General features: G+C 68.4%; 22 protein-coding genes and 1 tRNA gene. 12 read left to right on the forward strand and 11 right to left on the reverse strand.

The features are described 5' to 3' along the window. Positions 1 to 29: 29 nt before the first annotated feature. Complete coding sequence (locus M1L36_RS07495) at positions 30 to 1127, reverse strand: PstS family phosphate ABC transporter substrate-binding protein (protein WP_250873089.1); 1098 nt, start codon at positions 1125 to 1127, stop codon at positions 30 to 32. Between the two features lie 296 nt (positions 1128 to 1423). Next, entirely contained in the window at positions 1424 to 2008 is a 585-nt protein-coding gene (locus M1L36_RS07500; RefSeq protein WP_250873090.1) for an IMP cyclohydrolase, read from the reverse strand. A 130-nt stretch (positions 2009 to 2138) separates the two neighbouring features. Here M1L36_RS07500 and M1L36_RS07505 point away from each other — a divergent pair. Together M1L36_RS07505 and M1L36_RS07510 are read left to right on the forward strand one after the other, a co-directional pair. Then, positions 2139 to 2211 (forward strand) — tRNA-Gln (locus M1L36_RS07505). Positions 2212 to 2294: 83 nt separating this feature from the next. Continuing rightward, complete coding sequence (locus M1L36_RS07510) at positions 2295 to 3800, forward strand: glutamate-cysteine ligase family protein (protein ID WP_250873091.1); 1506 nt, start codon at positions 2295 to 2297, stop codon at positions 3798 to 3800. Between the two features lie 54 nt (positions 3801 to 3854). On the opposite strand, the gene M1L36_RS07515 is transcribed toward M1L36_RS07510, so the two are convergent. After that, the gene (locus M1L36_RS07515; RefSeq protein WP_250873457.1) at positions 3855 to 4718 is read right to left on the reverse strand and encodes an SDR family oxidoreductase; all 864 of its coding nucleotides are present in this window, start codon (positions 4716 to 4718) and stop codon (positions 3855 to 3857) included. 154 nt (positions 4719 to 4872) lie between these two features. On the opposite strand from M1L36_RS07515, the gene M1L36_RS07520 reads away from it, so the two are divergent. The 5 genes from M1L36_RS07520 (at position 4873) to M1L36_RS07540 (ending at position 11266) form a co-directional block, all read left to right on the forward strand. Then, positions 4873 to 6084, forward strand: coding sequence for an ABC transporter substrate-binding protein (locus tag M1L36_RS07520; protein ID WP_250873092.1), 1212 nt, complete (start codon positions 4873 to 4875; stop codon positions 6082 to 6084). A 3-nt stretch (positions 6085 to 6087) separates the two neighbouring features. After that, positions 6088 to 6948, forward strand: a complete 861-nt coding sequence (locus M1L36_RS07525; protein ID WP_250873093.1) for an FAD-binding protein — start codon at positions 6088 to 6090, stop codon at positions 6946 to 6948. Between the two features lie 63 nt (positions 6949 to 7011). Next, positions 7012 to 8220: a FecCD family ABC transporter permease gene (locus M1L36_RS07530; protein ID WP_250873094.1), complete on the forward strand. Its 1209-nt coding sequence runs from the start codon at positions 7012 to 7014 to the stop codon at positions 8218 to 8220. After that, positions 8217 to 9269, forward strand: a complete 1053-nt coding sequence (locus tag M1L36_RS07535; RefSeq protein WP_305794376.1) for an ABC transporter ATP-binding protein — start codon at positions 8217 to 8219, stop codon at positions 9267 to 9269. The genes M1L36_RS07530 and M1L36_RS07535 overlap by 4 nt, the downstream gene beginning before the upstream one ends. 59 nt (positions 9270 to 9328) lie before the next feature. Continuing rightward, a complete protein-coding gene (locus M1L36_RS07540; protein WP_250873095.1) occupies positions 9329 to 11266 on the forward strand; it encodes an ABC transporter ATP-binding protein in 1938 nt (645 codons plus the stop codon). A gap of 41 nt (positions 11267 to 11307) precedes the next feature. Here M1L36_RS07540 and M1L36_RS07545 read toward each other — a convergent pair whose 3' ends face one another. From M1L36_RS07545 to M1L36_RS07565, 5 genes are all read right to left on the reverse strand, one after another. Then, entirely contained in the window at positions 11308 to 12048 is a 741-nt protein-coding gene (locus M1L36_RS07545) for a beta-ketoacyl-ACP reductase (protein WP_250873459.1), read from the reverse strand. Positions 12049 to 12129: 81 nt separating this feature from the next. Beyond that, the gene (phaC, locus tag M1L36_RS07550; RefSeq protein WP_250873096.1) at positions 12130 to 13557 is read right to left on the reverse strand and encodes a class III poly(R)-hydroxyalkanoic acid synthase subunit PhaC; all 1428 of its coding nucleotides are present in this window, start codon (positions 13555 to 13557) and stop codon (positions 12130 to 12132) included. Continuing rightward, a complete protein-coding gene (locus M1L36_RS07555) occupies positions 13554 to 14096 on the reverse strand; it encodes a poly(R)-hydroxyalkanoic acid synthase subunit PhaE (protein ID WP_250873097.1) in 543 nt (180 codons plus the stop codon). The genes phaC and M1L36_RS07555 overlap by 4 nt, the downstream gene beginning before the upstream one ends. Continuing rightward, entirely contained in the window at positions 14093 to 14722 is a 630-nt protein-coding gene (locus tag M1L36_RS07560; protein WP_250873098.1) for a hypothetical protein, read from the reverse strand. The genes M1L36_RS07555 and M1L36_RS07560 overlap by 4 nt, the downstream gene beginning before the upstream one ends. A gap of 19 nt (positions 14723 to 14741) precedes the next feature. Continuing rightward, on the reverse strand, positions 14742 to 15062 hold the full coding sequence (locus M1L36_RS07565; RefSeq protein WP_250873099.1) for an AbrB/MazE/SpoVT family DNA-binding domain-containing protein: 321 nt from the start codon (positions 15060 to 15062) through the stop codon (positions 14742 to 14744). 192 nt (positions 15063 to 15254) lie between these two features. On the opposite strand from M1L36_RS07565, the gene M1L36_RS07570 reads away from it, so the two are divergent. Next, entirely contained in the window at positions 15255 to 15875 is a 621-nt protein-coding gene (locus M1L36_RS07570; protein WP_250873100.1) for a MaoC family dehydratase, read from the forward strand. Between the two features lie 203 nt (positions 15876 to 16078). Here the strand turns inward: M1L36_RS07570 and cgi121 are convergent, their stop codons facing one another. Beyond that, positions 16079 to 16579 (reverse strand): KEOPS complex subunit Cgi121, encoded by a 501-nt coding sequence (gene cgi121, locus M1L36_RS07575; RefSeq protein WP_250873101.1) that lies wholly within the window; start codon positions 16577 to 16579, stop codon positions 16079 to 16081. After that, positions 16579 to 18870 (reverse strand): ATP-dependent DNA helicase, encoded by a 2292-nt coding sequence (locus tag M1L36_RS07580; RefSeq protein WP_250873102.1) that lies wholly within the window; start codon positions 18868 to 18870, stop codon positions 16579 to 16581. Before M1L36_RS07580 ends, cgi121 begins: the two co-directional genes overlap by 1 nt. 131 nt (positions 18871 to 19001) lie before the next feature. On the opposite strand from M1L36_RS07580, the gene M1L36_RS07585 reads away from it, so the two are divergent. The 3 genes from M1L36_RS07585 to M1L36_RS07595 all read left to right on the forward strand — a co-directional run bounded on the left by M1L36_RS07585 (position 19002) and on the right by M1L36_RS07595 (position 21306). Next, positions 19002 to 19244 (forward strand): ferredoxin, encoded by a 243-nt coding sequence (locus M1L36_RS07585; RefSeq protein ID WP_250873103.1) that lies wholly within the window; start codon positions 19002 to 19004, stop codon positions 19242 to 19244. A 182-nt stretch (positions 19245 to 19426) separates the two neighbouring features. Then, positions 19427 to 20188, forward strand: a complete 762-nt coding sequence (locus tag M1L36_RS07590) for a lycopene cyclase domain-containing protein (RefSeq protein ID WP_250873104.1) — start codon at positions 19427 to 19429, stop codon at positions 20186 to 20188. Beyond that, positions 20185 to 21306 (forward strand): Brp/Blh family beta-carotene 15,15'-dioxygenase, encoded by a 1122-nt coding sequence (locus M1L36_RS07595; protein ID WP_250873105.1) that lies wholly within the window; start codon positions 20185 to 20187, stop codon positions 21304 to 21306. The genes M1L36_RS07590 and M1L36_RS07595 overlap by 4 nt, the downstream gene beginning before the upstream one ends. A 77-nt stretch (positions 21307 to 21383) precedes the next feature. Here M1L36_RS07595 and mdh read toward each other — a convergent pair whose 3' ends face one another. Beyond that, on the reverse strand, positions 21384 to 22298 hold the full coding sequence (gene mdh, locus M1L36_RS07600; protein ID WP_250873106.1) for a malate dehydrogenase: 915 nt from the start codon (positions 22296 to 22298) through the stop codon (positions 21384 to 21386). A 376-nt stretch (positions 22299 to 22674) separates the two neighbouring features. Here mdh and M1L36_RS07605 point away from each other — a divergent pair, with 376 nt between their 5' ends. Beyond that, complete coding sequence (locus tag M1L36_RS07605) at positions 22675 to 23298, forward strand: Sjogren's syndrome/scleroderma autoantigen 1 family protein (RefSeq protein WP_250873107.1); 624 nt, start codon at positions 22675 to 22677, stop codon at positions 23296 to 23298. Positions 23299 to 23319 lie beyond the last annotated feature (21 nt).

The raw sequence follows: 23319 nt of genomic DNA on the forward strand, positions 1-23319 counted from the left end.
CTTCGTTCCCCCCCGGGTCGGTCGGCCGTTCAGCCCTGAGCTTCCTGAATGGCCGACTCCAGCGTGCTCATCATCTCGTCGGCCTCCTCCTGGGAGTTCGGCACGTAGCCGACCTGGTTGGCGACGATGTCCTCGTTCGTCGACTGCTCGACGAAGAACTTCGCGAACGCGGCGACGTGCTCCTCGGCGAGTGACTCGCGGGCGGGGTAGGTGAACAGCGGCCGGGCCAGCGGGTAAGCACCGGACTTCGCGGTCTCCAGCTTCGGTGCGACGGCCCCGTCGCTGTCGCCGCCCTCGACGGAGAGCGCCTTGACGGCGTCCGTGTTGTTGCTGTAGTACGCGAAGCCGAAGAAGCCCATCGCGTACTGCGAGCCCTGCACACCCTGGACGATGGTGCGGTCGTTCTCGGTCGCCTGGTAGTCGGTGCGCATGCCGGGGCCCTCCTCGCCGATGACGGTCTCGAGGAAGTAGTCGTAGGTGCCCGATGCCTCGGTCGGGCCGAACAGCTGGAGCTTCTCGTCGGGCCACTCGGAGTTGACGTCGCTCCAGGTCGAAGCGTCGCTGTCGGCCGACCAGATCTGGTAGAGCTGCTCGAAGGTGATCTCGTCGACGAAGTCGTTCTCGTTGTTGACGACGACCGTCAGCGCGTCCGTCGCGACCTTCAGCTCGACGGGGTTGACGCCGTTGTCCTGACAGAGTGCCTGCTCCTCCTCTTTGATGGGCCGCGAGGCGTTGTTGAAGTCGGTGTCGCCGACACAGAAGTAGTTCTGGAAGCCGCCACCGCTCCCGGTCGACTGGAGCGTGATGTTGACGTCCGGGTGCATCTCCTCGCTGGTGAACTGCTCCTGGAGCGCCTGTGCGAGGGGGTACACCGTCGAACTCCCGGCGACGTTGATCTCGCCCGAGAGATTCTGGTACTCACTGTTGCCGTCCCCAGTGGAAGAGTTACCGCCCTCCGTCGACCCGCCGCCGTCGCCACCGTCGGTGGAATCGCCGTCGCTCCTCTCGTCGTCACCACCACCCGCGTTCGGGTTGCTCGTACAGCCGGCGAGCGCCAGCGCACCAGCCGTGCCCGAGGCGGCGATGAACTTGCGACGCGAGAGACGCTTGGACGAGTTGTCTGCCATCACCGGGTACTCGCCGCGTTCACAATATCAAGCTTCCGACTCAGGTATATATTTTTGTAGAAAATATTGCTACATCGCCGTTGCACTCCTCCCCTCTCGATACGGCTACAGAGAGCTATCCGTGTCGGTGATTACCAATACAGACGTCCGGTCTCCGGAGGCTCGCTGCTCCCGGCTCGTTCTCGCACCGGGACCGCTCGGAGACTCCCCGGAACGAACCTGCGTGTCGGCGCACCGCGTCGTCGGAACCCGCTTCGAGGTAGTCCGGTCCGCCCGCTCGGTCTCTCGTGGTCCGCTCAGTCGTTGACGAAGGCAGTCTCGAACCCCTCCTCGTCGACCGTCACGCCCGCCGCACAGACCGCGTGCTCGAACTCGTGGTCGTACACCTCGCGGGCGGCCGCGTTCGCGTCCGCCGCGTCGAGGTCGAACGGTTCGGGGTCGTCGGTCTCGTAGGTCGCGACCAGCGTCGGCTCGTCGACCTCTCGGACGACCAGCGCGTCCCGACGGACGGTGGCGACGGTCGCCGCCTCGGCACCGACCACGCCCGCGACGCGTGGCGTGTCGTAGTCGTCCTTCTCGAAGTCCAGCGCGAGCAACGACAGCGCCAGCGCGTCGCGCACGGGGTAGCCCATCGCCAGTTTCTCGGTGACGGGGTCGACGTGCGACCCGTTGCCGACGACCGCCAGCGGCCCCTCCTCGCGTTCGACCGTCCGCAGGCAGTTGTACGCGATGTAGGGGTTGTCCGACGGCGGCGCGTCCGGCGTCGGCGCGACGGTCAGCGTCCCGTCACGGTCGGTGACCTGGCGATCGGGGAACGACCGCGAGGAGACTCGATACGCACCGATGCCCGGACCGACGACGACGAAGCGACCGACGTACATACGTGTTCGTGCATACCTCGGAGAGAAATAGCTGACGGTGATGCACGTTCGACCCGAAACGAAGGGGTTCGATTCGGGCGCGAACGCGAACCACGACGTTTTAATATCCGGCCTCCGTCCTTTCGAGTGCAGTCCCATGGGGTAGTGGCCAATCCTGTTGCCTTCTGGGGGCAACGACCGCGGTTCGAATCCGTGTGGGACTACTTCTTCACTCTCCACCCGTCGAGCGTCCGCTCTCGTCGCCCGAACCCCGACGTTGAAATCCTCGCCCCGCGTGGAGCCTGACATGACAGCCTCAGACCTCGCCACACAGGTGTCCGAGGTGCTCTCGGTCGACGCCGAGGAGTTCCAGCGGCGGGTCGAACGGGAAGCCGAGGACCTGAAGCACGAGGTCCGGGACGGGACGTTCGACAACCCACAGGGCATCGTCGGTCTGGAGTACGAGTTCTACGGCGTCGACACCGACGACCACACGTTGAAGCGCGTCCCCCGACGGCTGCTGGAGTACATCGGTTTCGAGAAGGAACTGGGTCTCCACAACGCCGAGATGCAGACGACGCCCCAACCGCTCTCGAAGTACGGGCTGCGTTCGCAGACCGCGGAGGTCCAGGCGCGTCTCGACGCCGCGCTCAGGGAGACCCGCTCGTCGGGTATCGACCTCGTCTCCGACGGCATCTGGACGATTCCGCCCGTCGGCGAGTCCGCCGGGAAGTACCTCTCCGACAGCGTCGACGACGGCGGTGTCCGCATCGCCACCAACATGTCCGACGCCGTGCGCTACCACGCGATGGCGAACGTCGACGGCGGCATCCGGATGGAACTGGACGTCCCCCACGTCTCGCTGTCGGCGGACACGGTGATGCCCGAGAGCCTCATCACCTCCATCCAGCCGCACTATCAGGTCTCACACGCGCCCGACCTCCCCGACTACTTCGCGTACGCGCTGCGAGTCGCCGGGCCGCTGCTCGCGCTCGGCGTCAACTCGCCGTTCGTCCCGCCCGAACTGTACGACGCCGACCCCGAGACGGTCCTCGACGACGGCTGGATGGAGTGTCGCGTCGGCATCTTCGAGTCGTTCCTCAACACCGGCGGCGAGAACAAGGTCCGGTTCCCGCCGGACTTCGACAGCGTCGAGGACGCCATCGACGACATCGCCGCCGACCGCACCGTCGTCCCGATGCTCACCGACGAGTCGGGGCGGTTCGACGACCGGTTCGCCCACCTCCGCCACACCCACGGGTCGTACTGGCGGTGGGTCCGCCCCGTCTTCGACGGCCCCACCCGGTCGGCGGCCAACGCCCGCATCGAGTTCCGGCCCATCCCCGGTCAGCCGACGGTCCGGGACACCGTCGCCTTCCTCGCCGCCTACGCCGGCCTGCTGGAGAGCCTCCACGCTCGGGACCACCCGCTCACGGACCTCCCGTGGGAGGCCGCCCGCGACAACTTCTACGCGGCCGTCCGCGACGGCCTCGACGGCGAGTTCCGCTGGGTGACCGCCGACGGCGAGGAGACGACCGACGCCGAGGTGCTGTTCGACGACCTGCTCGAGTCCGCCCGCGACGGACTGGCACTGCGTGGGCTCTCCGAGCGCGAGATCGACCGCTACATCGCGCCGCTGGCCGCCCGCGTCGACCGCTGGGTGACCCCCGCCTCCTGGAAACACGACCGCGTCCGGCAGTTGGTCGCCGACGGCGCGCCGTTCGACCAGGCCATCTACGCGACTCAGAGCGACTACATCGACCAGCAACGCGAGACGCTGGTCGAGGGGACGTTCGTCGACTGGCTGGAGTGAGCGGGGTGGTCCGACGGGAGCGTCGCCACACCGTCGGCCCCGACCGCTCGGTGACTACTCGTAGGTGAGGGTGTAGCCGCCGTCGAGCAGCAGGTCGCCGGCGTTGATGTAGTGGCCGTGTCTCGACAGGCCGAACGTACAGACGTTCGCCACCTCGTAGGGCTCCATCATCTCCTTCGTGCGTGCCTGTTCGAGCAACACCTGCGTGACGGCCTCGTCGACGGTCAGCCCGCGGGCGTCGGCGGTGTCCGGGAGCTGTTTGGCGACGAGTTCGGTCTTGACGTAGGTCGGACTGACGGTGAACGCGCGAATCGCCCCCTCGCCCTCGGCCGCGGTCGACTGCGTCAGCCCCCGGAGACCGAACTTCGTCGCGTTGTACGCCACCTTGTCGCGGGTGACGTAGTGGCCGTGGATGGAGGCCATGTTACAGACGACGCCCCCGCCGGCCGACTCGAAGTGCGGCCAGCACAGTTGCGTCAACAGCAGCGGTGCTCGGAGCATGATGGCGTGCATCTGGTCGTACTTCTCCATCGGGAACTCCGCGATGGGGGCGATGTGCTGGATGCCGGCGACGTTGACGAGGTAGCGAATCGCGCCCTCCTCGGCGGCCGCGTCGACGACCGAGCGCATGGCCTCGTCGTCGGTGAGGTCGCCCGGTGCACCCATGAACCGGCCGTCGAGTTCCAGGTCCTCGGTCGTCTCTTCGACTTCGGCCAGTCCGTCCTCGTCGACGTCCGTCCCGACGACGGTCAACCCGTTGGCGGCCAACCCGAGCGCGATGGCCCGACCGATGCCGTTCGCCGCCCCGGTGACCAACGCGACGTGTTCCTCGGTGAAGTCCGGGTCGGGGACCGTCAGCAGGTCCTCGGGGGTTATCTCGCTGGGTCCGTACTGCTCCATCGCTTCCTCGACGGACATGTCGGCCATACCCGGCGCGACGGGGCGGGGGGTGAAATAGCTCCGCCCGCCGACACCATCCCCTCGACCCGCCGCGGTGTGCCACCGCGCACCGAGGGTTTAGGCACGCCGAAACTTCGGTGGGCTTATAGTGGATTAGGTTGGCCTAAACCGTATGGACGACCACCGGACGCGACGACAGTTCCTGCTGGCGAGCGGTGCGGTCGGGGCGGGCGCGCTGCTCGCAGGCTGTACGAACGACGGCGGCTCCGGCGAGGGGTCACCGACCGCGGACCCGACCGACGCGGGGACCGATGGAGGGACCGACGCCGGGGGCCAGGGGACGACCACCGAATCGACCGAGAACCAGCAGTCGACCGAGAGCGGCTCGTACTCGGTGTCGATGGAGCCGGTCGGTACCGTCGAGTTCCAGTCGGTGCCCGAGGCGGTGGCCGTCTACTGCCCGGGCTACGCCGACATGGCGGTCGCGCTCGGTCACGGCGACGCCGTGAACACGGTCGGGCAGAAGGCGCGCTACTACACGAGCTACTACGACGACCTCTCGGGAGTCAGTCTCGACAAGGCGTCGCTGACGAACATGTACCAGGACGGCATCGACAAGGAGCTGTTCTACGAACTCGACAGCGACCTCCACCTCGTCGACCCGAACTGGCTGCTGAACAACTTCAGCGGGTGGGCGCAGTCCGACGTCGACGACGTGAGCGAGAACGTCGCGCCGTTCCTCGGGAACACCATCTTCCGCCGGACGGACGACTGGCACGACTACCAGTACTACTCGATGTACGAGGCGTTCGAGAAGGTCGCGCAGGTGTTTCAGGAACAGGAGCGCTACGAGGCGTTCGCGTCGTTCCACGACGACGTCCTCTCGACCGTCGAGTCGAACCTGCCCGCCGAGGGCGAGCGCCCGAACGCGCTGTTGACCTTCGGGAGCGGCGACCAGCCAGAGACGTTCTCGCCGTACCGGATCACCGGAAAGGGGACGAACAAGAAGCAGTTCCGCGACCTCGGCATCGGCGACGCGCTGGAGGGGACCGGCATCGGCGGCCTCTCGACGAACGACCGCGGCCAGATCGACTACGAGACGATGGCCGAGGTCGACCCCGACTCCATCCTGATTCGGGGCCACGAGACGAAGACCGAAGGGGAGTTCCAGGACACCGTCGTCGCGTTCATGGAAGAACACCCCGTCGCGAGCGACCTCACGGCCGTCCAGGACGGGATGGTGTTCCGTGGCGGCCCCATCTACGAGGGGCCCATCCAGAACCTGTTCCTGACCGAGCGGTTCGCGCAGGCGTACTTCCCCGACCAGTTCTCGGGCGAGCTGTTCGACCGCGACGAACTCGCGAGCGTCGTCACCGGCAACTGAGCCGTGACGACCGACCCGCCCGCGAGCGACACCGACGCCTCCGCCGTCGCCGACGCCGCCGACACGGCCGCCGCGGACGAGCAGCGTGACGTGGTCGTCGTCGGCGGTGGGGCGGCCGGTCTCTCGGCGGCGCTGTTCACCGCCCGGTACGACCTCGACACGCTCGTGTTCGACCGCGGCCCCTCCGCCATCCGCCAGGCGTACGTCGTCGAGAACTACCTGGGACTGCCCGCGATAACCCCCGAAGAACTCCTCTCGGTCGGGCGGACGCAGGTCGAGGACGCCGGCGGGAGCGTCGTCGAGGACGCCGTCACCGACGTCGTCCCCCTCGCGGCGGGCGACGACGCGCCGCGATTCCGCGTCGAGACCGCCGACGGCCGCGCCGTCGAGACCGGTGCGGTCGTCGCCGCCTCCGCGTACGACGCCGACTACCTCCCCGAGGACGTCGACCCCACCGCCGTCGACGAGGGTGGCCGGACCGACCGCGACGGACTCTACGTCGCCGGGTGGCTCACCGAAGGCCCCCACCAGGTCGTCGCCTGCGCGGGGCAGGGCGCGCGTGTCGGCAAGACCGTCGTCTCGAACCGCCGCCGGGCCGACGGCTGGTGGGACGCCGTCGCGACGTACTACGACTGGTCGGTCCCCGAGGGGCGCTACGACGAGGCGGAGTGGCACGAGTCGATGGACGCGTGGCTCGCCGACACCCGCCCCGAGGCCGTCTCCGACGAACGCTTCGAACGCGTCAGCGAGGCCGTCAAGGCCGACCGCCTGGCGTTCGAGACGACCGCGACGGAGCGCGACGAACGGGTCGCGTCGGGCCGCGAGGCGCTTCGTGAGGGCCTCGACTGGCCGAGCGAGGGGTGACGCCGTGGGGACGCCGACTCCGAAACGGTTTTCCGTGTTTTAGGGGTACCTAAACGCAATCGAATGGCGACCGACATCGACACGGCCACCGACCGCCAGCGGGGACGCGCCTCGCTGGTCGACGGCCGACTGCTATCGCTCTGTCTCGGGAGTTCGTTCGTCGTCGTCGCCAGCCTGCTCGTCCAGGTGAGCTTCGGGACGTACTCGATGAGCATCCCCGAAGCGTGGGGGGCCGTCGCCGACGCGGCCGTCTGGACGAACCCGCAGGTCCTCTTCCGGTTCCTGCTCGGCGAGGGCCTCGGGAACATCGTCGCGAGCACGCTCGGGTTCTCGACGGCCGAGGTGGACCTCGCGACGGCGACGAACATCGTCTGGAACATCCGACTGCCCCGCGTCTTCGTCGCCATCCTCGCCGGCATGGCGCTGGCGGTGTCGGGGGCCATCTTCCAGGCGGTCACCCGCAACGAACTCGCCAGTCCGTTCATCCTCGGGGTCTCCTCGGGGGCGGGACTGACCGTCCTGTTGACGCTCGTCGTGTTCTCCGGGGCCACGTTCGTCGTCCCGCTCACGGCGGGCGCGGTCGTCCTCGACCCGACCGCGTTGCTCCCGTTCACCGCCGCGCTGGGCGGGGCCATCGCGTTCGCGCTCGTCTACGCCATCGCCTGGAAGGGCGGCACCAGTCCCGTCCGCCTCGTCCTCGCGGGCGTCGTCGTCTCGACGGTGTTCCAGTCGCTCCAGCGCGCGCTGTTCACGTTCGCCAGCGACATCGGCGTCGTCCAGCAGGCGCTCGCGTGGACCACCGGGTCGCTCACCGGCGTCGGCTGGGGCCAGGTCCGCGTCGCGCTCCCGGGGACGCTCCTCGCCGTCGTCCTCGCCCTCCTCCTCGCCCGGCAGTTGAACGTCCTCCTGCTCGGGGAGAAGACCGCCCGTTCGCTCGGGATGCCGGTCGAGCGGATGCGCCTCGGCCTCTCGGTCGTTGCCATCGTCGCGGCCGCCGCCTCCATCGCCGTCGCCGGCATCGTCAGCTTCGTCGGTCTCATCGTCCCCCACGTCGTCCGGAACGTCGTCGGGAGCGACTACCGGAAGCTCATCGTCGGCTGTCTGTTCGTCGGCCCCGCGCTGCTGTGTGCGGCGGACGTCGGCGCACGGCTGTTCTTCGAGGTGGTGTTCGACCAGCCCCAACAGCTCCACGTCGGCATCGTGACGGGGCTGGTCGGCGGGCCGTACTTCCTCTACCTCATGCGCAAACAGGACACGATGGGTGAGCTATGAGCCGGCAGGACCAGGACTCGACGCAGGGACCGACGACCGGCGGCGGCGAGCCCGCGGCGGACGGTGGCGAATCGGTCGACCCGGACGGGGCCGACACCCGGTGGGCCACGCCCGCACACGACGAGTCGGCCGGGAGCGCCATCGTCGGCGAGGACCTCGCCATCGGCTACCCCTCGACCGACGACCCCATCGTCGAGTGTGCGCGGCTCGACGTTCCACAGGGGGAAATCACGGCGCTCGTCGGGCCGAACGGGTCGGGCAAGTCGACCCTGTTGAAGTGTCTGGCTCGCGAACTCGCCCCCGAGCGAGGGGGGGTCGTCCTCAACGGTCGGGCCCTCCAGGAGCGTTCCTCGAAGGAACTCGCCCGCGAACTGGGCCACCTCTCACAGGAACACGACTCGCCGTCGACGCTCACCGTCGAGGACCTCTGTTACCACGGCCGGTACCCCTACCGGGGGTTGTTCGACTCGCTCTCGGAGGCCGACGACCGGGCCGTCGAGCGCGCGATGTCGCTGGCAGGCGTCGACCACCTCGCGGACGCCGAACTCGGCCAGTTGAGCGGCGGGCAGCGCCAACTGGCGTGGATCGCGATGGTGCTCGCGCAGGACACCGAGGTGCTCCTGCTGGACGAACCGACGACGTTCCTCGACCTCCACCACCAGTTGCGCGTCCTGGAGACGCTCCGGAAACTCAACGCCGACGAGGGCGTCACCGTCTGCGTCGTCCTCCACGATATCGCGCAGGCCGCCCGGTTCGCCGACTACCTCGTCGCGCTCCGCGACGGCGAACCGTACGACTGGGGGCCGCCCCGAGAGGTCGTCACCGAGGAACTGCTCGCCGACGTGTTCCGCGTCGACGCCGCCGTCCGCTACACGCCCGAACCGGAGGTCATCCCGCGCTACGCGCTCGCCGAGGAGTCCGACGAGGAGGGTACGGCCGACCCTGTGACCGACACCACGCCCGAGGAGTCGGCAACCGACACGACCGAGAAGTCGGGGGCCGGGGTGACCGACGCCGACGGTCGACGGTCCGACGACGACGCCGAGTGAACCCGTCCCACGGCACTCGCAATCGTGGCACGTATGTCGTCCGCAGCTGATCTTTCAGTGTGAACGACGAGAACCCGTTCGACGCCTACCGTGCGCGCGTCGAACGGCCCCTCTATCGACTGTTTCGGGAGTACGGCCGCCCGCGTCTCGGCTGGTTCGCCGTCGGGATGGGCGGCAACTTCGTCGCGCGACTCGCCAGCCTGATTCCCCCGCTCGTGCTCGGGGCGGCCGTCGACGGCGTGTTCAACGACGGCACCTACACCCTCCCGCTCGTGCCCGCCGGCTGGATTCCCGGCGCGGACCTCGGGCAGTTCTGGCTCTCGGTGTGGCTCATCGCCGGCGCGTTCGTCGTGACCGCGGTGTTCACCTGGGTGTACGGCGTCGCCGCCAACCTGTTCGCCCACGAGGTGATGCACACCGTCCGGGTCGACAGCTTCGAGAAGATGCAACGGCTGGACATGGCCTTTTTCGACGACAAGCAGACCGGCGAGGTGATGTCGGTGCTCAACAACGACACCCAGAACCTGGAGATGTTCCTCGACAACGCGCTGATGAACTCCGCGCGACTCGTCGTGATGGTGCTCGGCATCTCCGGCGTGCTGTTCTGGCTGAACTGGCAACTCGCGCTCGTCACGCTCGTCGCCGTCCCGCTGATGGTGCTCGCGACGGCCGGGTTCATGCGCCTGGCCGAACCGCTGTACGTCTCCCAGCGGGCGACGGTCGGCGACCTCAACACCCGCCTGGAGAACGCGCTGTCGGGCGTCGAACTCATCAAGACCAGCGGGAGCGAGGACTACGAGGTGTCGCGGGTTCGCGGTGCCTCCCGCCGACTGTTCGACGACACGATGGCGGTGCTCAAACTCAACTACCTCTACCGACCGGGGATGGAGATGCTCGCGGGCCTCTCGTTCGCCGTCACGTTCCTCGTCGGCGGCTACTGGGTGTTCGCCGGGCCGCCCGGCCCGTTCTCGCTCGCGCTCTCGGAAGGGGCGCTCATCACGTTCCTGTTCATGACCCAGCGGTTCGTCACGCCGCTGGCGGAGGTGTCGAACATCGTCGACCAGTACGAGAACGCGAAGGCCTCCTCCGAACGCGTCTTCGGGCTGATGGACATCCCGGTCCGGGTGCAGGACGACCCCACCGCCGTCGAACTGACCGACGTCGCCGGCCGCGTCGAGTACGACGACGTGGACTTCGCCTACCAGGGCCAACTGCCCCTCGCGCCCGACGAGGCCGACGTGCCGGCGACCGACGGCGCGGCCGCCCGCGCCACCGACGGCGAGACGGTGCTCCACGACGTGACCTTCGAGGCCGCCCCCGGCGAGACGGTCGCCGTCGTCGGCCCCACGGGTGCAGGGAAGTCCACACTCCTCAAACTCCTCTTGCGCCTGTACGAACCCACCGAGGGCGAGGTTCGCCTCGACGGCTACGCGCTCGACGAGGTGACCGTCGACAGCCTCCGCAACAGCGTCGGCTACGTCAGTCAGGACTCGTTCCTGTTCGACGGCACCATCGCCGAGAACGTCGAGTACGGCCACTTCGACGCGAACGCGGACGAGATTCGCGACGCGGCCCGCGCCGCCGAGGCCCACGAGTTCATCCGCGACCTCCCCGACGGCTACGACACGCGCGTCGGCGAACGCGGTGTGAAGCTCTCGGGCGGCCAGCGCCAGCGCATCGCCATCGCCCGCACGGTGCTCCAGGACCCGCCCGTGCTCGTCCTCGACGAGGCCACCTCGGCGGTCGACACCGAGACCGAGGCGCTCATCCAGCGCTCGCTCGACCGCCTGTCGGCCGACCGCACCACGCTGGTCATCGCCCACCGCCTCTCGACGGTGAAGAACGCCGACCTCATCCTCGTCCTCGACGACGGCCGGGTCGTCGAGCGCGGCACCCACGACGAACTGCTCGCCGAAGATGGCCTCTACGCGACGCTCTGGGGTGTGCAAGCCGGAGAACGCGCCCCCGAGGCCGTCGTCGACCGCGACGACGACTGAGCGGGCGGCCCGTTCAGAACCGTGTCCTCAGAACTGGCCGTTCACCACTCCATCCCGCCGTTGACGGCGAGCACCTGGCCGGTCATGTAGCTCGACTCGGGCGAGGAGAGGAAACGGACGATGCCGCTGACGTCCTCGACGCTCGCGAACCGGCGCAGCGGAATCCGCTCCAAGATCTTCTCTTGGACGCGCTCTGGCACCTCGTCGAGCATGTCGGTCTGGACGAACCCCGGGGCGACGCAGTTGGCGGTCGACCCCGAGCGGGCCATCTCCAGGGCGATAGTGCGGGTGAACCCGAACATCCCCGACTTGGTGGTCGCGTAGTTGGCCTGCCCGTAGTTGCCCTGCTGGCCGACGACGCTGGAGATGTTGATGAGACGGCCCTGGTCGGACTCCAGCAGGTCCGAGAACAGACAGTTCGTGCAGTTGTACACGCCGCCGAGGTTGACGTCCATCACCCGGTCCCAGTCCTCGCGGGTCATGTTCTTGAACGTCTTGTCGATGGTGATGCCGGCGTTGTTGACGAGCACGTCGACCGGCCCGAACGCGTCGCGGACGTCCTCGCACATCGCCTCGACCTGCGCGTGGTCGGCGACGTCGCCCTGGGCGGTGACGGCCCGGCCGCCAGCGTCCTCGATGCGGTCGACGACCTCCGCGGCCTCACCCTCCGAGGAGCGGAAGTTGACGGCGACGTTCGCGCCGTGTTCGCCGAGTTCGAGGGCGATGCCGCGCCCGATACCGCGTGAACCGCCGGTGACGAGACAGGTCTGACCCGAGAGCATCTCACTTCGCATAGTAGCAGTCTGAGAGCGAGGGGTGATAGGACTTTCTCGTGTCAGACGAAGGAGAAAACCGCCGGCGGGCTACTCGGTCAGGCCGTCGAGCCACTCCCGAGCGCGTGCCTCGCCGACCTCTGCGGCCTCCGCGACCGTCGCCACGTCCGCGCTGGCGAGGTCGTCGACGGTCGCGATGCCCGCCGCTCGGAGTCGTTCGGCGTACGTCGGGCCGATACCGTCGACGATTTCGACGTCTTCGCCCTCGGTGCCTGCCGGACCGGCCTCCGCTTCTTCGACGTCGGCGCTCGCTTCTTCGACGTCGTCGGAGACGTCGGCCCCTGCCTCGCTCTCCACGACGACCTCGACGTCCTCCGATTCGGCCACGTCGTCGAACGCGCCCTCGGCGTCGCCGTCTCCGCTCTTCTCGTGGTACCACTCGGCGACCTTCGGCCAGACCTCCTTGTGGGAACTGCCCGACACGGAGAGGCCGATGTGGCCCGTCGGGTACTCGATGACCGTCACGTCGTCGCTGCCGACGACGTCGTTGAACGGTTTCGAGGCTCCCGGCGGGATGAGGTGGTCGTACTCGCCGAGAATCTGGAGGACGGGCATGTCGACGTTCGAGATGTCGACGTGTTTGCCGTCGAGCTCCAGCTCGTTCTTGTACAGCTTGTTGTCCTGGTAGATGTCCTCGAGGAACTGGACGTACGCCGCGCCGGCGACGTCGATACCCTCGGAGAGCCACCGCTCCATGCGGGCGAAGTTCTCGACGAAGTCCTCGTTCTCGACGTTGTCGTACAGGCGGACGTACTTCGAGACGTAGTTGGCGACGGGGTCCATCAGCGCGAACCCCACGTCGAGGAACTCGCTGGGCATGTTGCCGTACACCTCCGTCACGTCCCGTGGGTCGTAGTACTCGTCGTCGCCCCACGTCTCGAGGACGCCACCGCTCTCCTCGAAGCAGAGGCCCGCGGCCATCAGCCCGAGGTTCTTCACCTTCTCGGGGTGGAGCGCGGCGTACATCACAGACATCGTCCCGCCCATGCAGTAGCCCAGCACGTTGATGGCGTCCTGCCCCGAGCGTTCGCGGACCACGTCGACGCAGTTCTCGATGTAGCGGTTGACGTAGTCGTCGAGCGTCAGGTGGCGGTCGAGCCGCGACGGCTCGTTCCAGTCGATGAGGTAGACGTCGTGGCCCGCTTCGAGCAGGCGACGCACCACCGAGCGGTCGGGCTGGAGGTCGAGGATGAACGGCTTGTTGATGAGCGCGTAGATGACGAGGATGGGCACCTCGTTCTGCTCGTCGCTCTGGGACTCGTAGTGAAGCAACTCCAGCTTGTTCTCGGTGTAGACGACCTCGCTGGGCGTCTCGCCGACCTCGACGGACTGGAGGGTCTCCAGTCGGTCGTCGACGACCTCGCTGCGTTCGAACGCGCCCGTCGTCGCCTCCAGCAGTTCGCGCTGGGTGTTGACGGCCAGGTCGAACGGGTTGGGCGTCGAGTCCTCGCGGCTCATTCGTCCTCCAGATGCTCCAGGATGCGGTCGAGTCGGTCCTCGACGGCCTGCTGGCGGCGCTCGAGTTCGACGAGGCGACCGGCCACCTCGTCGACGTCGCCGCGCGTCGAGAAGCCGAGCTGTGAGAGCGTCTCCTCGCTGACCTCGTCGGTCTGCTGTTGGAGGTCCATCATCGCCTCGACCATCGAGCCCTGGGAGGCGGCGAACGCCGTCGTCCCCATGACCTCCTTGAACGCGTCGTTGGCGCTGCGCAGCCAGATGTCGCGGAACTCGGTGAACGAGACGTCCTCGCCCTCGGCGGCGTCGGTGACGCGCTCGTACATCTGGTCGGCGGCGTCCATCCACACCTCGTAGGCCCTCGCGTAGGACTCGGCGCTCTCTTCGAGCTGGTCCTGGTCGAGCATCGCCTGCTCGACGCCCTGGGTCCACGACTCCATGAACTTGGCCTGCGCCTCCATGTTCTGCTCGACGGAGCGCGCCATCGCCTCGTTCATCTGCTCGGCCATGTTGAGCCAGTTGAACTGCGCCTGGTCGCTCATTCTTCCTCCTGGCTCCGGCGCTGGAGCTCCTCGACCTGCTCTTGCATGCGGTCGACCTGCTCGCGGTACTGTTCGAGTTGCTGTTCGAACGTCTCGCGGAACTGCTCGCTCTGACGCTCGAAGGCGTCGCTCATCTCCTCGGCCTGCCCCTCCATCTCCGACTGGAGGCGCTCGTACTGCTCCAGGGACTCCTCCATCGTCGTGATGGTGCGTTCCTGGACGTCCTCGTGGGCCTCCAACAGGGCCTCGACCTGCGCTTCGAGCGCGTCGAGGTACGCCTCGGAGAACTCCTCGTACTCCTCGACGGAGCGCTCCATCCCCTCGCCGGCGGCGTCGAACGCCTCCTCGTGGGCCTCCAGCAGGTTGTCGAACCCCTCGTCGACCGAGCGGCGCATCTCGCGGACGCCGCGCGTGCCGACGCCGGGGGCGCTCATCGTCTCGACGGCGTCGAGGTACGCGTGGATGCCGTCGCGGGCGAACTCGACGCCCGTTCGCTGGGTCTCCTCCTGAGTGTCCATCCCGTCGAGCATCGCGTGGTTCATGCGTCGCTGGAAGTCCAGCGAGCGCTCGAACGCCTGTTGCCCTTGCTTGACGGCGTCGCGCTGGAGTTCGAATGCGGTGCTCATCGGTCCGGTGTAGCTGTTGTCAGTCATCTGAGTTTCCTCGGTTTCGTTTGATCGGTACGACGACGGTCTGCACGATGTCTCCCTCTTCGATGTCGAGGGCTTCTCGTTCGGCGTCCGGAATCGAAATCCGGCCGCCGCTCTGGACCCGGGTCTTGAACATCGCCAACTGGCTCATCGCGCCCAACTGCGACGGGACGGAGTCGCCCATCCCGCCCAGGCCGTTGGCGTCGAGCATCCGCTGGAAGTACTGCTGTTGGCGGTCCAGCGCCTCCTCGGACGCCTCCTGGAACTCCCGCGCGAACAGCGCGGGCGGCCACATCGGGTCGCGGTCGTCGGACATCGTCGTTCGATGTCAGGAGGCTCCGAGACTTAAGCGTTGCTCTGATTCACCATCTGATACCATCTGATACCACTCGTTGGCAACGGGCGAAACGGCTTTTTGTGCTCGGCCCGTTCGTGTCCCTATGGGCACAGTTCACGTTCCGGCCACGAGGCGCGTGATTAATACGCACGGGGTCGAAGGGGTGGCCGAATGAGCTACACGCCCCCGTCGCTGTTCGAACCGTGGGTCAAGACGTCGGAGCTGTTCGTCGACAGTGTGGTCGCCGCCAACCGCGCGACGGCCGCGGCTTTCGGCGTCCCGATGTCGGCCGACGGTGACGCGCCGACGGGCGACGCCGACACCGAAGAACGACTCGAACCGGGCGAGGACCTCCCCGAGTGGGACACCGAACGGACGGTCCACTCCCGCGAGAACGTCACCGTCGGCGACGGCGTCCGGTTCACCAAGACCATCACCGAACGCGACGTCGAGCGCTTCGCCGCCGCCAGCGGCGACACCAACCCGCTCCACCTCGACGAGTCGTACGCAGCGGACACCCGATTCAAGGGTCGCATCGCCCACGGGACGCTCGTCGGTGGCCTCATCAGCGCCGCGCTCGCCCGGTTCCCGGGCAACGTCATCTACCTCTCACAGGACCTCGAGTTCCTCAGACCGGTCCGCATCGGCGACCGCATCACCGCCGACGTCGAGATCGTCGAGGAGTTCGGCGACGACCGATTCCGACTCACCACCCGCGTCCGCAGCGGCGAGGACGCGGTCATCGAGGGCGAGGCCGTCGTCCTCATCGACCACGCACCGGACGCGCAGTGACGACCCGTCGGTGACGCTCGCCGCTCGTTTCTCGGCGACTCTCGCTGCGCTCGACTCTCCCTACTCGCGGCTCACTGCGGTCGTCGCTCGATTGGCCGTGGTTCTCGCTCGTTCGCTGCGCTCACTCTCTCCGAACGACGCTGCTCGCGGGTCGCGTCGCTCCCCGCTCGCTTCTCGGAGATTCTCGCTGCGCTCGAATCTCCCTACTTCTCCACGGTCAGTAACGCCACCCGCTCGCGGACGAGTTCGGACAGCGACGCGTCGGTCGCCGCCCGCTCGGCGTCGGTGACGTCGTAGAACGAACGGACCCGCTGCTCGTCGTACTCGCCGAGCGTCTCGGCGGGCGCGAGCAGGTCGTAGACCGCCTCGGCGGCCGCCCGCTCGCTTCCCGACTCCTCGCTCGCGTGGACGACGACCACCGCCGGTACCTCCCCCTCGCGCACGCCGAGCGCGAGCGCCTGGTCTATCTGCCGGCGACCCGCCGCGTACAGCAGTATCTCGACGCCCCGGTCACGAGCGACGTTCTCGCCGCGTTCGAACGCGCGGTCGGCCAACTCCACCGCCCGCCGGAGGTGTGCCTCGTCGACGACCGCGCGGGCGTCGAACGCCTGGACCGCACAGCCGTACTCGTCGCCGACGTCGCCCAACTCGGCGACGAACGCGTCGACCGACTCGACGGTCGCCCGCCCCTCGACCAGCCGCATCAGTAGTCACCGAGGCTGGTCTGGTCCTCCTCCTCGGGGTCGTTGCCGGACTGCGTCCGGCCGCTCGCCGAGCTTTGCTCGGCCCTGTCGGCCTCGATGGCGAGCGCGGTCGACTTCGCGTCGGGGTCCTCGCGGACGCCGTCCATCGAGGTGTCCTCTCGCCCGGCGTTCTCCAGGATGGACTCGGCGGTCTGCCGGCGACCGCGGAGCGCACCGAGGACGACCGACTTCTCGGCGTTGCGGAGGTCAGAGCGGTCCTCGATACCCGCCTCGTACAGCCGCCGGGCGCGTTTGCGACCGACGCCTCGCACCCCGGCGAGGTCGATGAGGTCCTCTCCGACGCCGTGTTTCACCCGGACGCGGGCCTCGCGGATGGCCGGGGCGATGGTGAGGTCGAGTTCCCCGGCGAGGCGTTCGGCCGCGCCCAGCAACCACTCGGCGGTGTCGACCTTCCCGCGGACGTCGCCGGGGCCGACGCCGTAGCGTTCGGCGATGCGGTCCTCTTCGACCTCGCCGGCCCAGTCTTCGAGCATCCGTGCGGTCTTGAGCGCCGACAGCCAGTCCTCGAACCGGGCGTCCTCGAACTCGCTGGGCATCGCGCCGAGGAACTCCGACTCGCGTTCGTACGCGAGCATCGTGTACTGCTCGCGGTCGCCCGAGCGCAGGTAGAGGTCGTACATGTCCGGCGTGCGACTGACGAGGTGGTAGAGACCCATCGCGGTCGCGTCGGTCGCTCCGCGGAGCCCGTCGATTATCTCGGCGGCGCTCATCGGGTCGAGGTAGAGTCTGGAGACGGTGTGGCCGATGCTGGTGGCGGCGAGGCTGTCGCCCTCTTTCTCGAGGAACTCGTTGGCGACGAGGTACGCGACGACGTCGTCGGTGACGCGTTCGAGGCGACCCGGTTCGTCGGTCTGGGTCGCGTACAGCGTCCGTTCGAGGAAGCTCAGGAGGCTCGACCGGGAGTCGGCGAACCCGCTGGCGACGGTGGCGAGGACGTGCGTCCGCAGGGCGGGTTCGGCGGCGAGTTTCGACCGGACGGCCTCGGGGTCGGCCCAGACGTAGCGCTCGAACAGTTCGTCGAGTTCGTCGTGGCTGTTCGCCAGCAGGACGGCCTCGCCGTACGGGTCGAGACCGGGGCGGCCCGCCCGCCCGAACATCTGGTGGACTTCGAGCACCGAGAGGGGAGCCATCCCACCCACGGAGCCGTCGTAGCGTCGCCAGTCGCGGACGACGACCCGTCGGGAGGGCGTGTTGACCCCCGCCGCGAGCGTCGGCGTCGCACAGACGACCTTGATGAGGCGGTCCTGGAACGCCCCCTCGACGAGCGAGCGGTGGTCACGGGCGAGCCCCGCGTGGTGGAACGCCGCACCGCGTTCGACGGCTGCCGCGAGGTCGTCGCTCGTGTCGGTGTCGCTCACCTCCCGGATGGCGTCGGCCACCTCGCCGAGCGCCTCCTGTTCCTCGTTCGAGAGCGTCTCGCTCACGACACCCGCGAGGCGCTTGGCCGCACCCTCGGCGTTGCGCCGGGAGTTGACGAACACGAGCGTCGAGCCGTCCTCGTCGAGCGTGTCCCGGACGATAGCCGAGGTGGGTTTCTCGTTACCCCGCACGGGGAGTTCGCGCTTCTCGCCGTCGTCGAAGTGGAGCGCCTGCCCGTAGTGGACGCCCGTCCGCAGGTCGATGGGTCGCCAGTCCGAGTCGACGAGTTCGGCGTCCAGCCAGTCGGCCATCTCCTCGGCGTTGCCGACCGTCGCCGAGAGGGCGACGGTCTGGAGGTTCGGGTTCAACCGCCGAAGCTTCGCGAGCGTGACTTCCAGCGTGGGGCCACGGTGGGCGTCGTCGACGAGGTGGACCTCGTCGCTGACGACACACGAGAGGTCGTCGATCCACGACGCACCGTTGCGCACCAGCGAGTCCACCTTCTCGCTGGTCGCGACGACGATGTCCGAGGAGGAGAGCCACTCGCCTTCCGACTCGTAGTTACCCGTCGAGACACCGACCGAGAGCCCGTAGCGTTCGAACTGTTCGAACTCCTCCTGTTTCTCGGATGCGAGCGCGCGCAACGGGACGATGTAGAGTGCCTTCCCGCCACGAGCGACGCTGGAGAGCATCGCCAACTCGGCGATGAGCGTCTTGCCCGACGCGGTCGGGACGGAGGCGACGAGGCTGTCGCCCTCGGTGACGCCCTTCTCGACGGCTTCGGCCTGCGGCGGATAGAGCTCCTCGATACCGTCGTCCCGGAGATGTCCTGGCAGCCACTCGGGGACCTCGGGGACGTCGTCGACGTTCATTGACGGGCATAACGCGCGATGGTTTTTAAACGCTCGGCAGTCGCGGCGAAAGTGGAACTGGTCACGTGAGAACCGCCGTGGCGTCTCCCACCGAGCGCCACCCCTTTCTCACCCCCCGACGAACCTCGCGTATGCGCATCGAGTACGACCGGGACACCTGCATCGGGATGTACCAGTGTGTCGCCGAGTGGGACGGCTTCTCGAAGGACATGGACGCCGGGAAGGCCGTCTTGGAGGACAGTGAGGAGGTAGAAGACGGCGTGTTCAGCCGCGAGATTCCAGCGGACGCGGAACTGGACGCGAAGTTCGCCGCGCGGGTCTGTCCCGTCGACGCCATCAAGGTGTTCGACGACGACGGCGAGCAGATAATCTAGCCGACGTTTTCACCGTCCCACCGCCCCCCGTCGGCACGCCCCGACCGTGTGTCGACGAGCACTCGACTCGCCCACCCACGGGTCCGAGATTCCCGTTTCTGGGTCTGTCGGACGACGTTCGAGTGGGAAACGAACGTAGGCTTTTCTCGTCGTCGACCGTACGTCTCGGTGACAGTCGTCGGATGGCGCTCAGTTATCTCGGCTTCCACCTGGTGTTCGTCGTCCCCGCTCTCGTCTTCCTCGTGGTCATCGGCCCACGACTCACGCGTCGACGAGCGGCGGGCATCGCGCTACTGGCGAGCATCGCGTTCGTCTACACGACGCCGTGGGACAACTACCTCATCGCGCAGGGTGTCTGGTCGTACCCGCCCGACGCGGTCCTCGGCCGCGTCTGGCAGGCCCCCTACGAAGAGTACGTGTTCTTCCTCCTCCAGCCGGTGTTGACGGGGCTGTGGTACCATCGAACCGTCGCGAGCGTCGACACGGCGACCGCCGGTGGGTGGCGACCGCGGGCCGCCGGTGTCCTCTTCTGGAGTGCGCTCGCCGTTGCGGGCGGCGCACTCACGATCACGGACGCGGGCTACTACCTGGGTGCCATCCTCGTCTGGGCGGCTCCCGTCCTCGCCTTCCAGTGGGGGTTCGGCGGTCACGCTCTCTGGGCGTCCCGCCGCCCGTTCGTCCTCGCCGTCGCCGTCCCGACGCTGTACCTCTGGGTCGCCGACGCCGTCGCCATCGCGCTCGGTATCTGGGTCATCAACTCCGAGTTCACGACCGGTCTCGCGCCGCTGGGTCTCCCCGTCGAGGAGGCGACGTTCTTCCTCGTGACCAACCTGCTGGTCGTCCAGGGGTTGCTCCTGTTCGAGTGGGTGCTCGCGGTGTCCGCCGAGCGCCGGCCAACCCCCGCGGCCGACCCCACGCCACGACCGGCCCCGCGACAGCGATGACCGTGGAGACGGCGTCGGCGGCCCGCCGAACCCTCCGACGGGCGGTGTTCCTTCCGGTGTGGCTCCTCCTCGTGGCCGTCGCGGTTCCGTTCGCGCTCGGTCTCACGGTTCCCCGGGCGCTGCTGTACCTCCCGTTCGCCGCGAGCGTCCTCGTACTCGGACTGCCACACGGCGCGGTCGACCACGTCACGCTGCTGCGTGCTCGGGGGACCCTCGCCGACGCCGGCCTCCGCGCACTCCTCACCGGGCCGGCCCGCGACGCCCTCGCGCGCGTAGGACTGCTGTACCTCGTCCTCGGCGGGGCGTACCTGCTCGGCTGGTGGGTCGCACCCGCCGCCGCCTTCGTCGTCTTCGTCGCTCTGACGTGGTTCCACTGGGGGCAGGGTGACCTCTACGCGCTCGTCGACCTCGTCGAGACGACGCACCTCCGGACCGGCTCCCAGCGAGCGCTCGCCGTGGTCGTCCGTGGTGGCCTCCCGATGGTCGTCCCGCTGGTTGGCGCGCCAGTCGCTTACCGTCGGGTCGCCACCGACGTCGTCGGACTGTTCGACGCCGGCGCTGCCGACGCGCTGGCCCCCGCGTTCGCGCCCGGCACGCGACTCGTCGTCGCCGTGGGATTCGGCGCACTCTCGCTGGCCACACTCGTACTGGGGTTCGTCCACGCCCGGCGTCGCGGTGGGGCCGCCCGCGTGTCGTGGCGACTCGACGCCGTCGAGACGACCCTGCTCTGGGGGTACTTCCTCGTCGTCCCACCCGTCCTCGCGGTCGGTCTCTACTTCTGTCTCTGGCACTCGGTGCGGCATATCGCCCGACTGGTCGTCCTCGACCGGCCCGCGACCCGCGCGCTGGCGGCCGGTGACCTGCGCCCCGGAGTCGTTCGGTTCGCCCGCGACGCCGCCCCGCTCACGGTGGGTGCACTCGTCGTCTTCGCGGCGCTCTTCCTCGCCGTCCCGACCGACGGCAGCCTCGCAGCGCTCGTCGCCGTCTACCTCGTCCTGCTGGCGGTGTTGACCCTCCCCCACGTCGTCGTGGTGACGCTGCTGGACCGCGAACAGGGGCTGTGGACGCCGCCGGGAGTCGACGGACCGGGACCCGCCCACGGCTCCCCAGGGCGGTGACGAACTGCCGAGCGGGAGAGCGTCGCCGACGCTGGTCGTGGCGTCGCGTCGGAAGAATCGATGGTGGAGCGACCGGGTTACGAGATCTTCTCGTACTGGTCGGCGAGCTTCTCGGCGGCGTCGTCCATCAGTTCGACCTCGTAGTCGTCGCGCTCCCACTCGACGACCTCCTCGACGCCGTTCGCGCCGAGTTTGACGGGGACGCCGAAGGCGGTGTCCTCGTAGCCGTACTCGCCGTCGAGGACGACGCTGCCGGGCAGCACCTCACCCGTGTCCCGGAGGATGGCCTCGACCATGTGGGCGACGCCGGTCGCCGGTCCCCACTGGGTCGCGCCCTTGCGCTCGATGACGTCCATCGCGGACTCCTGTAGCTCTTCGAGGATGGTCTCGCGCTCGCTCGCGTCGAACTCGGGGTCCGCGCCGTCGACGCGGACCTTCGAGAACATCGGGACCTGCGCGTCGCCGTGCTCGCCGAGGATGGTCGCCTCGACGTTCTTGACGGGGACGTCGAAGCGCTGGGAGAGGACGTAGCGGAACCGCGCGGAGTCGAGGCGACCCCCGAAGCCGATGACCTTGTTGCGGTCGCGGTCGCCCGTCTCGTAGAGGTGGCGGTTGAGCAGGTCGACCGGGTTCGACGTCGTGACGGAGACGAAGTCGTCGTTGTACTCCGCGAGCGACGAGCCGATGTCGTCCATGATGGGCGCGTTGTCGCCCGCGAGGTCGATGCGCGTCTGTCCCGGCTGGCGCGGGATGCCGGCGGTGATGACGACGACGTCCGACCCGGCGGTGTCCTCGTAGCCCCCCTGAACGACGGTGGTGTTCGAGTCGTAGGCGACCCCGTGGTTGGTGTCGGCGGCTTGTCCGACGGTCTCGTCTTCCTTGTCCGGAATGTCGACGAAGACGAGTTCGTCCACGACGTCACGCAGCGCGAGGTTGTACCCGGCTGCGGCGCCGACCGTGCCGGCCGCTCCGACGACGCTCACTTTTACCATACCTTCAACGTCCCGCGGACAGTGGTTAAGCGCTTCGAAGCGCCGTATCTCGGTACTCGGCCACGGTGTTTCCAATCGACGCGGCCGCCGCCCGTGTGGCTATCGTTGTCACGAAACGAGCGTGAGTAGCTACCACTGTTCGGGACTGCCCGCCGTTCGGTCCCCCGTGGCTCTCGCTCGTTCGCTCCGGTCGCTCGTCACCGGGGTGAACGCCGCCGGTCTCTAGCGGAACCGACGGCCTCGCCAAACTCAGTGCACCGTGCATCTCGCGGTTCGTTCCACTCACCGCTCGGCCAGCCGCGATTCTCGTTCGCGACGCTCACTCCGAATCGCGCACCCACCACGCTTTTCGGTTCAGCCGCCCGTAGCGTGGTCTATGAGCGAGTTCGACAAGGAGGCGGAGCGCGAGAAACTCCGCGAACAGTTCGCCGACGACGAGCGCGAACGCGAGTCGACCCAACGGATGAGCGAACTACTCCTCCAGGGGGCGACGATGACGAACAAGCACTGCGACGTCCACGGTGCTCCCCTCTTCCGCCAGAACGGCGAGGAGTTCTGCCCGACGTGTCAGACCGAGGGCCGCGAGACCGTCGCCGCCGAGAACGCCGAGCAGGCCGCCGACGCCGAGGCGACTGCCCCCACGGAGCAGTCCCCATCGGAACGGCCACCGTCCGAGCCGTCGCCCGTCGAACAACCCACCGAGCAGTCACCCGCCCCCGACCGCCCCGCTCCCGCGCAGTCCTCGTCCTCGACGGCCACCACCGACGGCCACGAGGCGACGCCGACGCCCGAACGGACCGCCGCTCCGGAGCCACGAGGCCAGTCCACCCACCCGGCCCACACCGACCTCTCTGAGGCCCGCGCGTCGCTCGCCCGCACGGTGACGCGCTTCGCCGACGAGGCCGAACGGACCGACGACCTCGCGCGTGCCCGAGAGTACCTCGACGCGGTCGAGGACGCGGCGGACGCGCTCGCGGCAGTCAGGAACGCCGAGAAGTAGGCAGGCCCGGACGAACGGCGA

The organism is Halomarina rubra, from assembly GCF_023699475.1.
Taxonomy (GTDB): Archaea; Halobacteriota; Halobacteria; order Halobacteriales; family Haloarculaceae; genus Halomarina; species Halomarina rubra.

Excerpts from the sequence above, each read along its gene's own strand:
- M1L36_RS07565 (WP_250873099.1), bottom strand. The coding sequence starts at position 15,062 with ATGTCCGACGACCGCGACCCGATGTGGCCGCCCGCGCTGTTCGCGCGG.
- M1L36_RS07595 (WP_250873105.1), top strand. The coding sequence starts at position 20,185 with ATGACCGTGGAGACGGCGTCGGCGGCCCGCCGAACCCTCCGACGGGCG.
- M1L36_RS07530 (WP_250873094.1), top strand. The coding sequence starts at position 7,012 with ATGGCGACCGACATCGACACGGCCACCGACCGCCAGCGGGGACGCGCC.
- M1L36_RS07560 (WP_250873098.1), bottom strand. The coding sequence starts at position 14,722 with ATGAGCACCGCATTCGAACTCCAGCGCGACGCCGTCAAGCAAGGGCAA.
- M1L36_RS07580 (WP_250873102.1), bottom strand. The coding sequence starts at position 18,870 with ATGAACGTCGACGACGTCCCCGAGGTCCCCGAGTGGCTGCCAGGACAT.
- phaC (WP_250873096.1), bottom strand. The coding sequence starts at position 13,557 with ATGAGCCGCGAGGACTCGACGCCCAACCCGTTCGACCTGGCCGTCAAC.
- mdh (WP_250873106.1), bottom strand. The coding sequence starts at position 22,298 with ATGGTAAAAGTGAGCGTCGTCGGAGCGGCCGGCACGGTCGGCGCCGCA.
- M1L36_RS07545 (WP_250873459.1), bottom strand. The coding sequence starts at position 12,048 with ATGCTCTCGGGTCAGACCTGTCTCGTCACCGGCGGTTCACGCGGTATC.
- M1L36_RS07585 (WP_250873103.1), top strand. The coding sequence starts at position 19,002 with ATGCGCATCGAGTACGACCGGGACACCTGCATCGGGATGTACCAGTGT.
- M1L36_RS07510 (WP_250873091.1), top strand. The coding sequence starts at position 2,295 with ATGACAGCCTCAGACCTCGCCACACAGGTGTCCGAGGTGCTCTCGGTC.
- M1L36_RS07515 (WP_250873457.1), bottom strand. The coding sequence starts at position 4,718 with ATGTCCGTCGAGGAAGCGATGGAGCAGTACGGACCCAGCGAGATAACC.
- cgi121 (WP_250873101.1), bottom strand. The coding sequence starts at position 16,579 with ATGCGGCTGGTCGAGGGGCGGGCGACCGTCGAGTCGGTCGACGCGTTC.
- M1L36_RS07555 (WP_250873097.1), bottom strand. The coding sequence starts at position 14,096 with ATGAGCGACCAGGCGCAGTTCAACTGGCTCAACATGGCCGAGCAGATG.
- M1L36_RS07535 (WP_305794376.1), top strand. The coding sequence starts at position 8,217 with ATGAGCCGGCAGGACCAGGACTCGACGCAGGGACCGACGACCGGCGGC.
- M1L36_RS07570 (WP_250873100.1), top strand. The coding sequence starts at position 15,255 with ATGAGCTACACGCCCCCGTCGCTGTTCGAACCGTGGGTCAAGACGTCG.
- M1L36_RS07495 (WP_250873089.1), bottom strand. The coding sequence starts at position 1,127 with ATGGCAGACAACTCGTCCAAGCGTCTCTCGCGTCGCAAGTTCATCGCC.
- M1L36_RS07605 (WP_250873107.1), top strand. The coding sequence starts at position 22,675 with ATGAGCGAGTTCGACAAGGAGGCGGAGCGCGAGAAACTCCGCGAACAG.
- M1L36_RS07520 (WP_250873092.1), top strand. The coding sequence starts at position 4,873 with ATGGACGACCACCGGACGCGACGACAGTTCCTGCTGGCGAGCGGTGCG.
- M1L36_RS07590 (WP_250873104.1), top strand. The coding sequence starts at position 19,427 with ATGGCGCTCAGTTATCTCGGCTTCCACCTGGTGTTCGTCGTCCCCGCT.
- M1L36_RS07500 (WP_250873090.1), bottom strand. The coding sequence starts at position 2,008 with ATGTACGTCGGTCGCTTCGTCGTCGTCGGTCCGGGCATCGGTGCGTAT.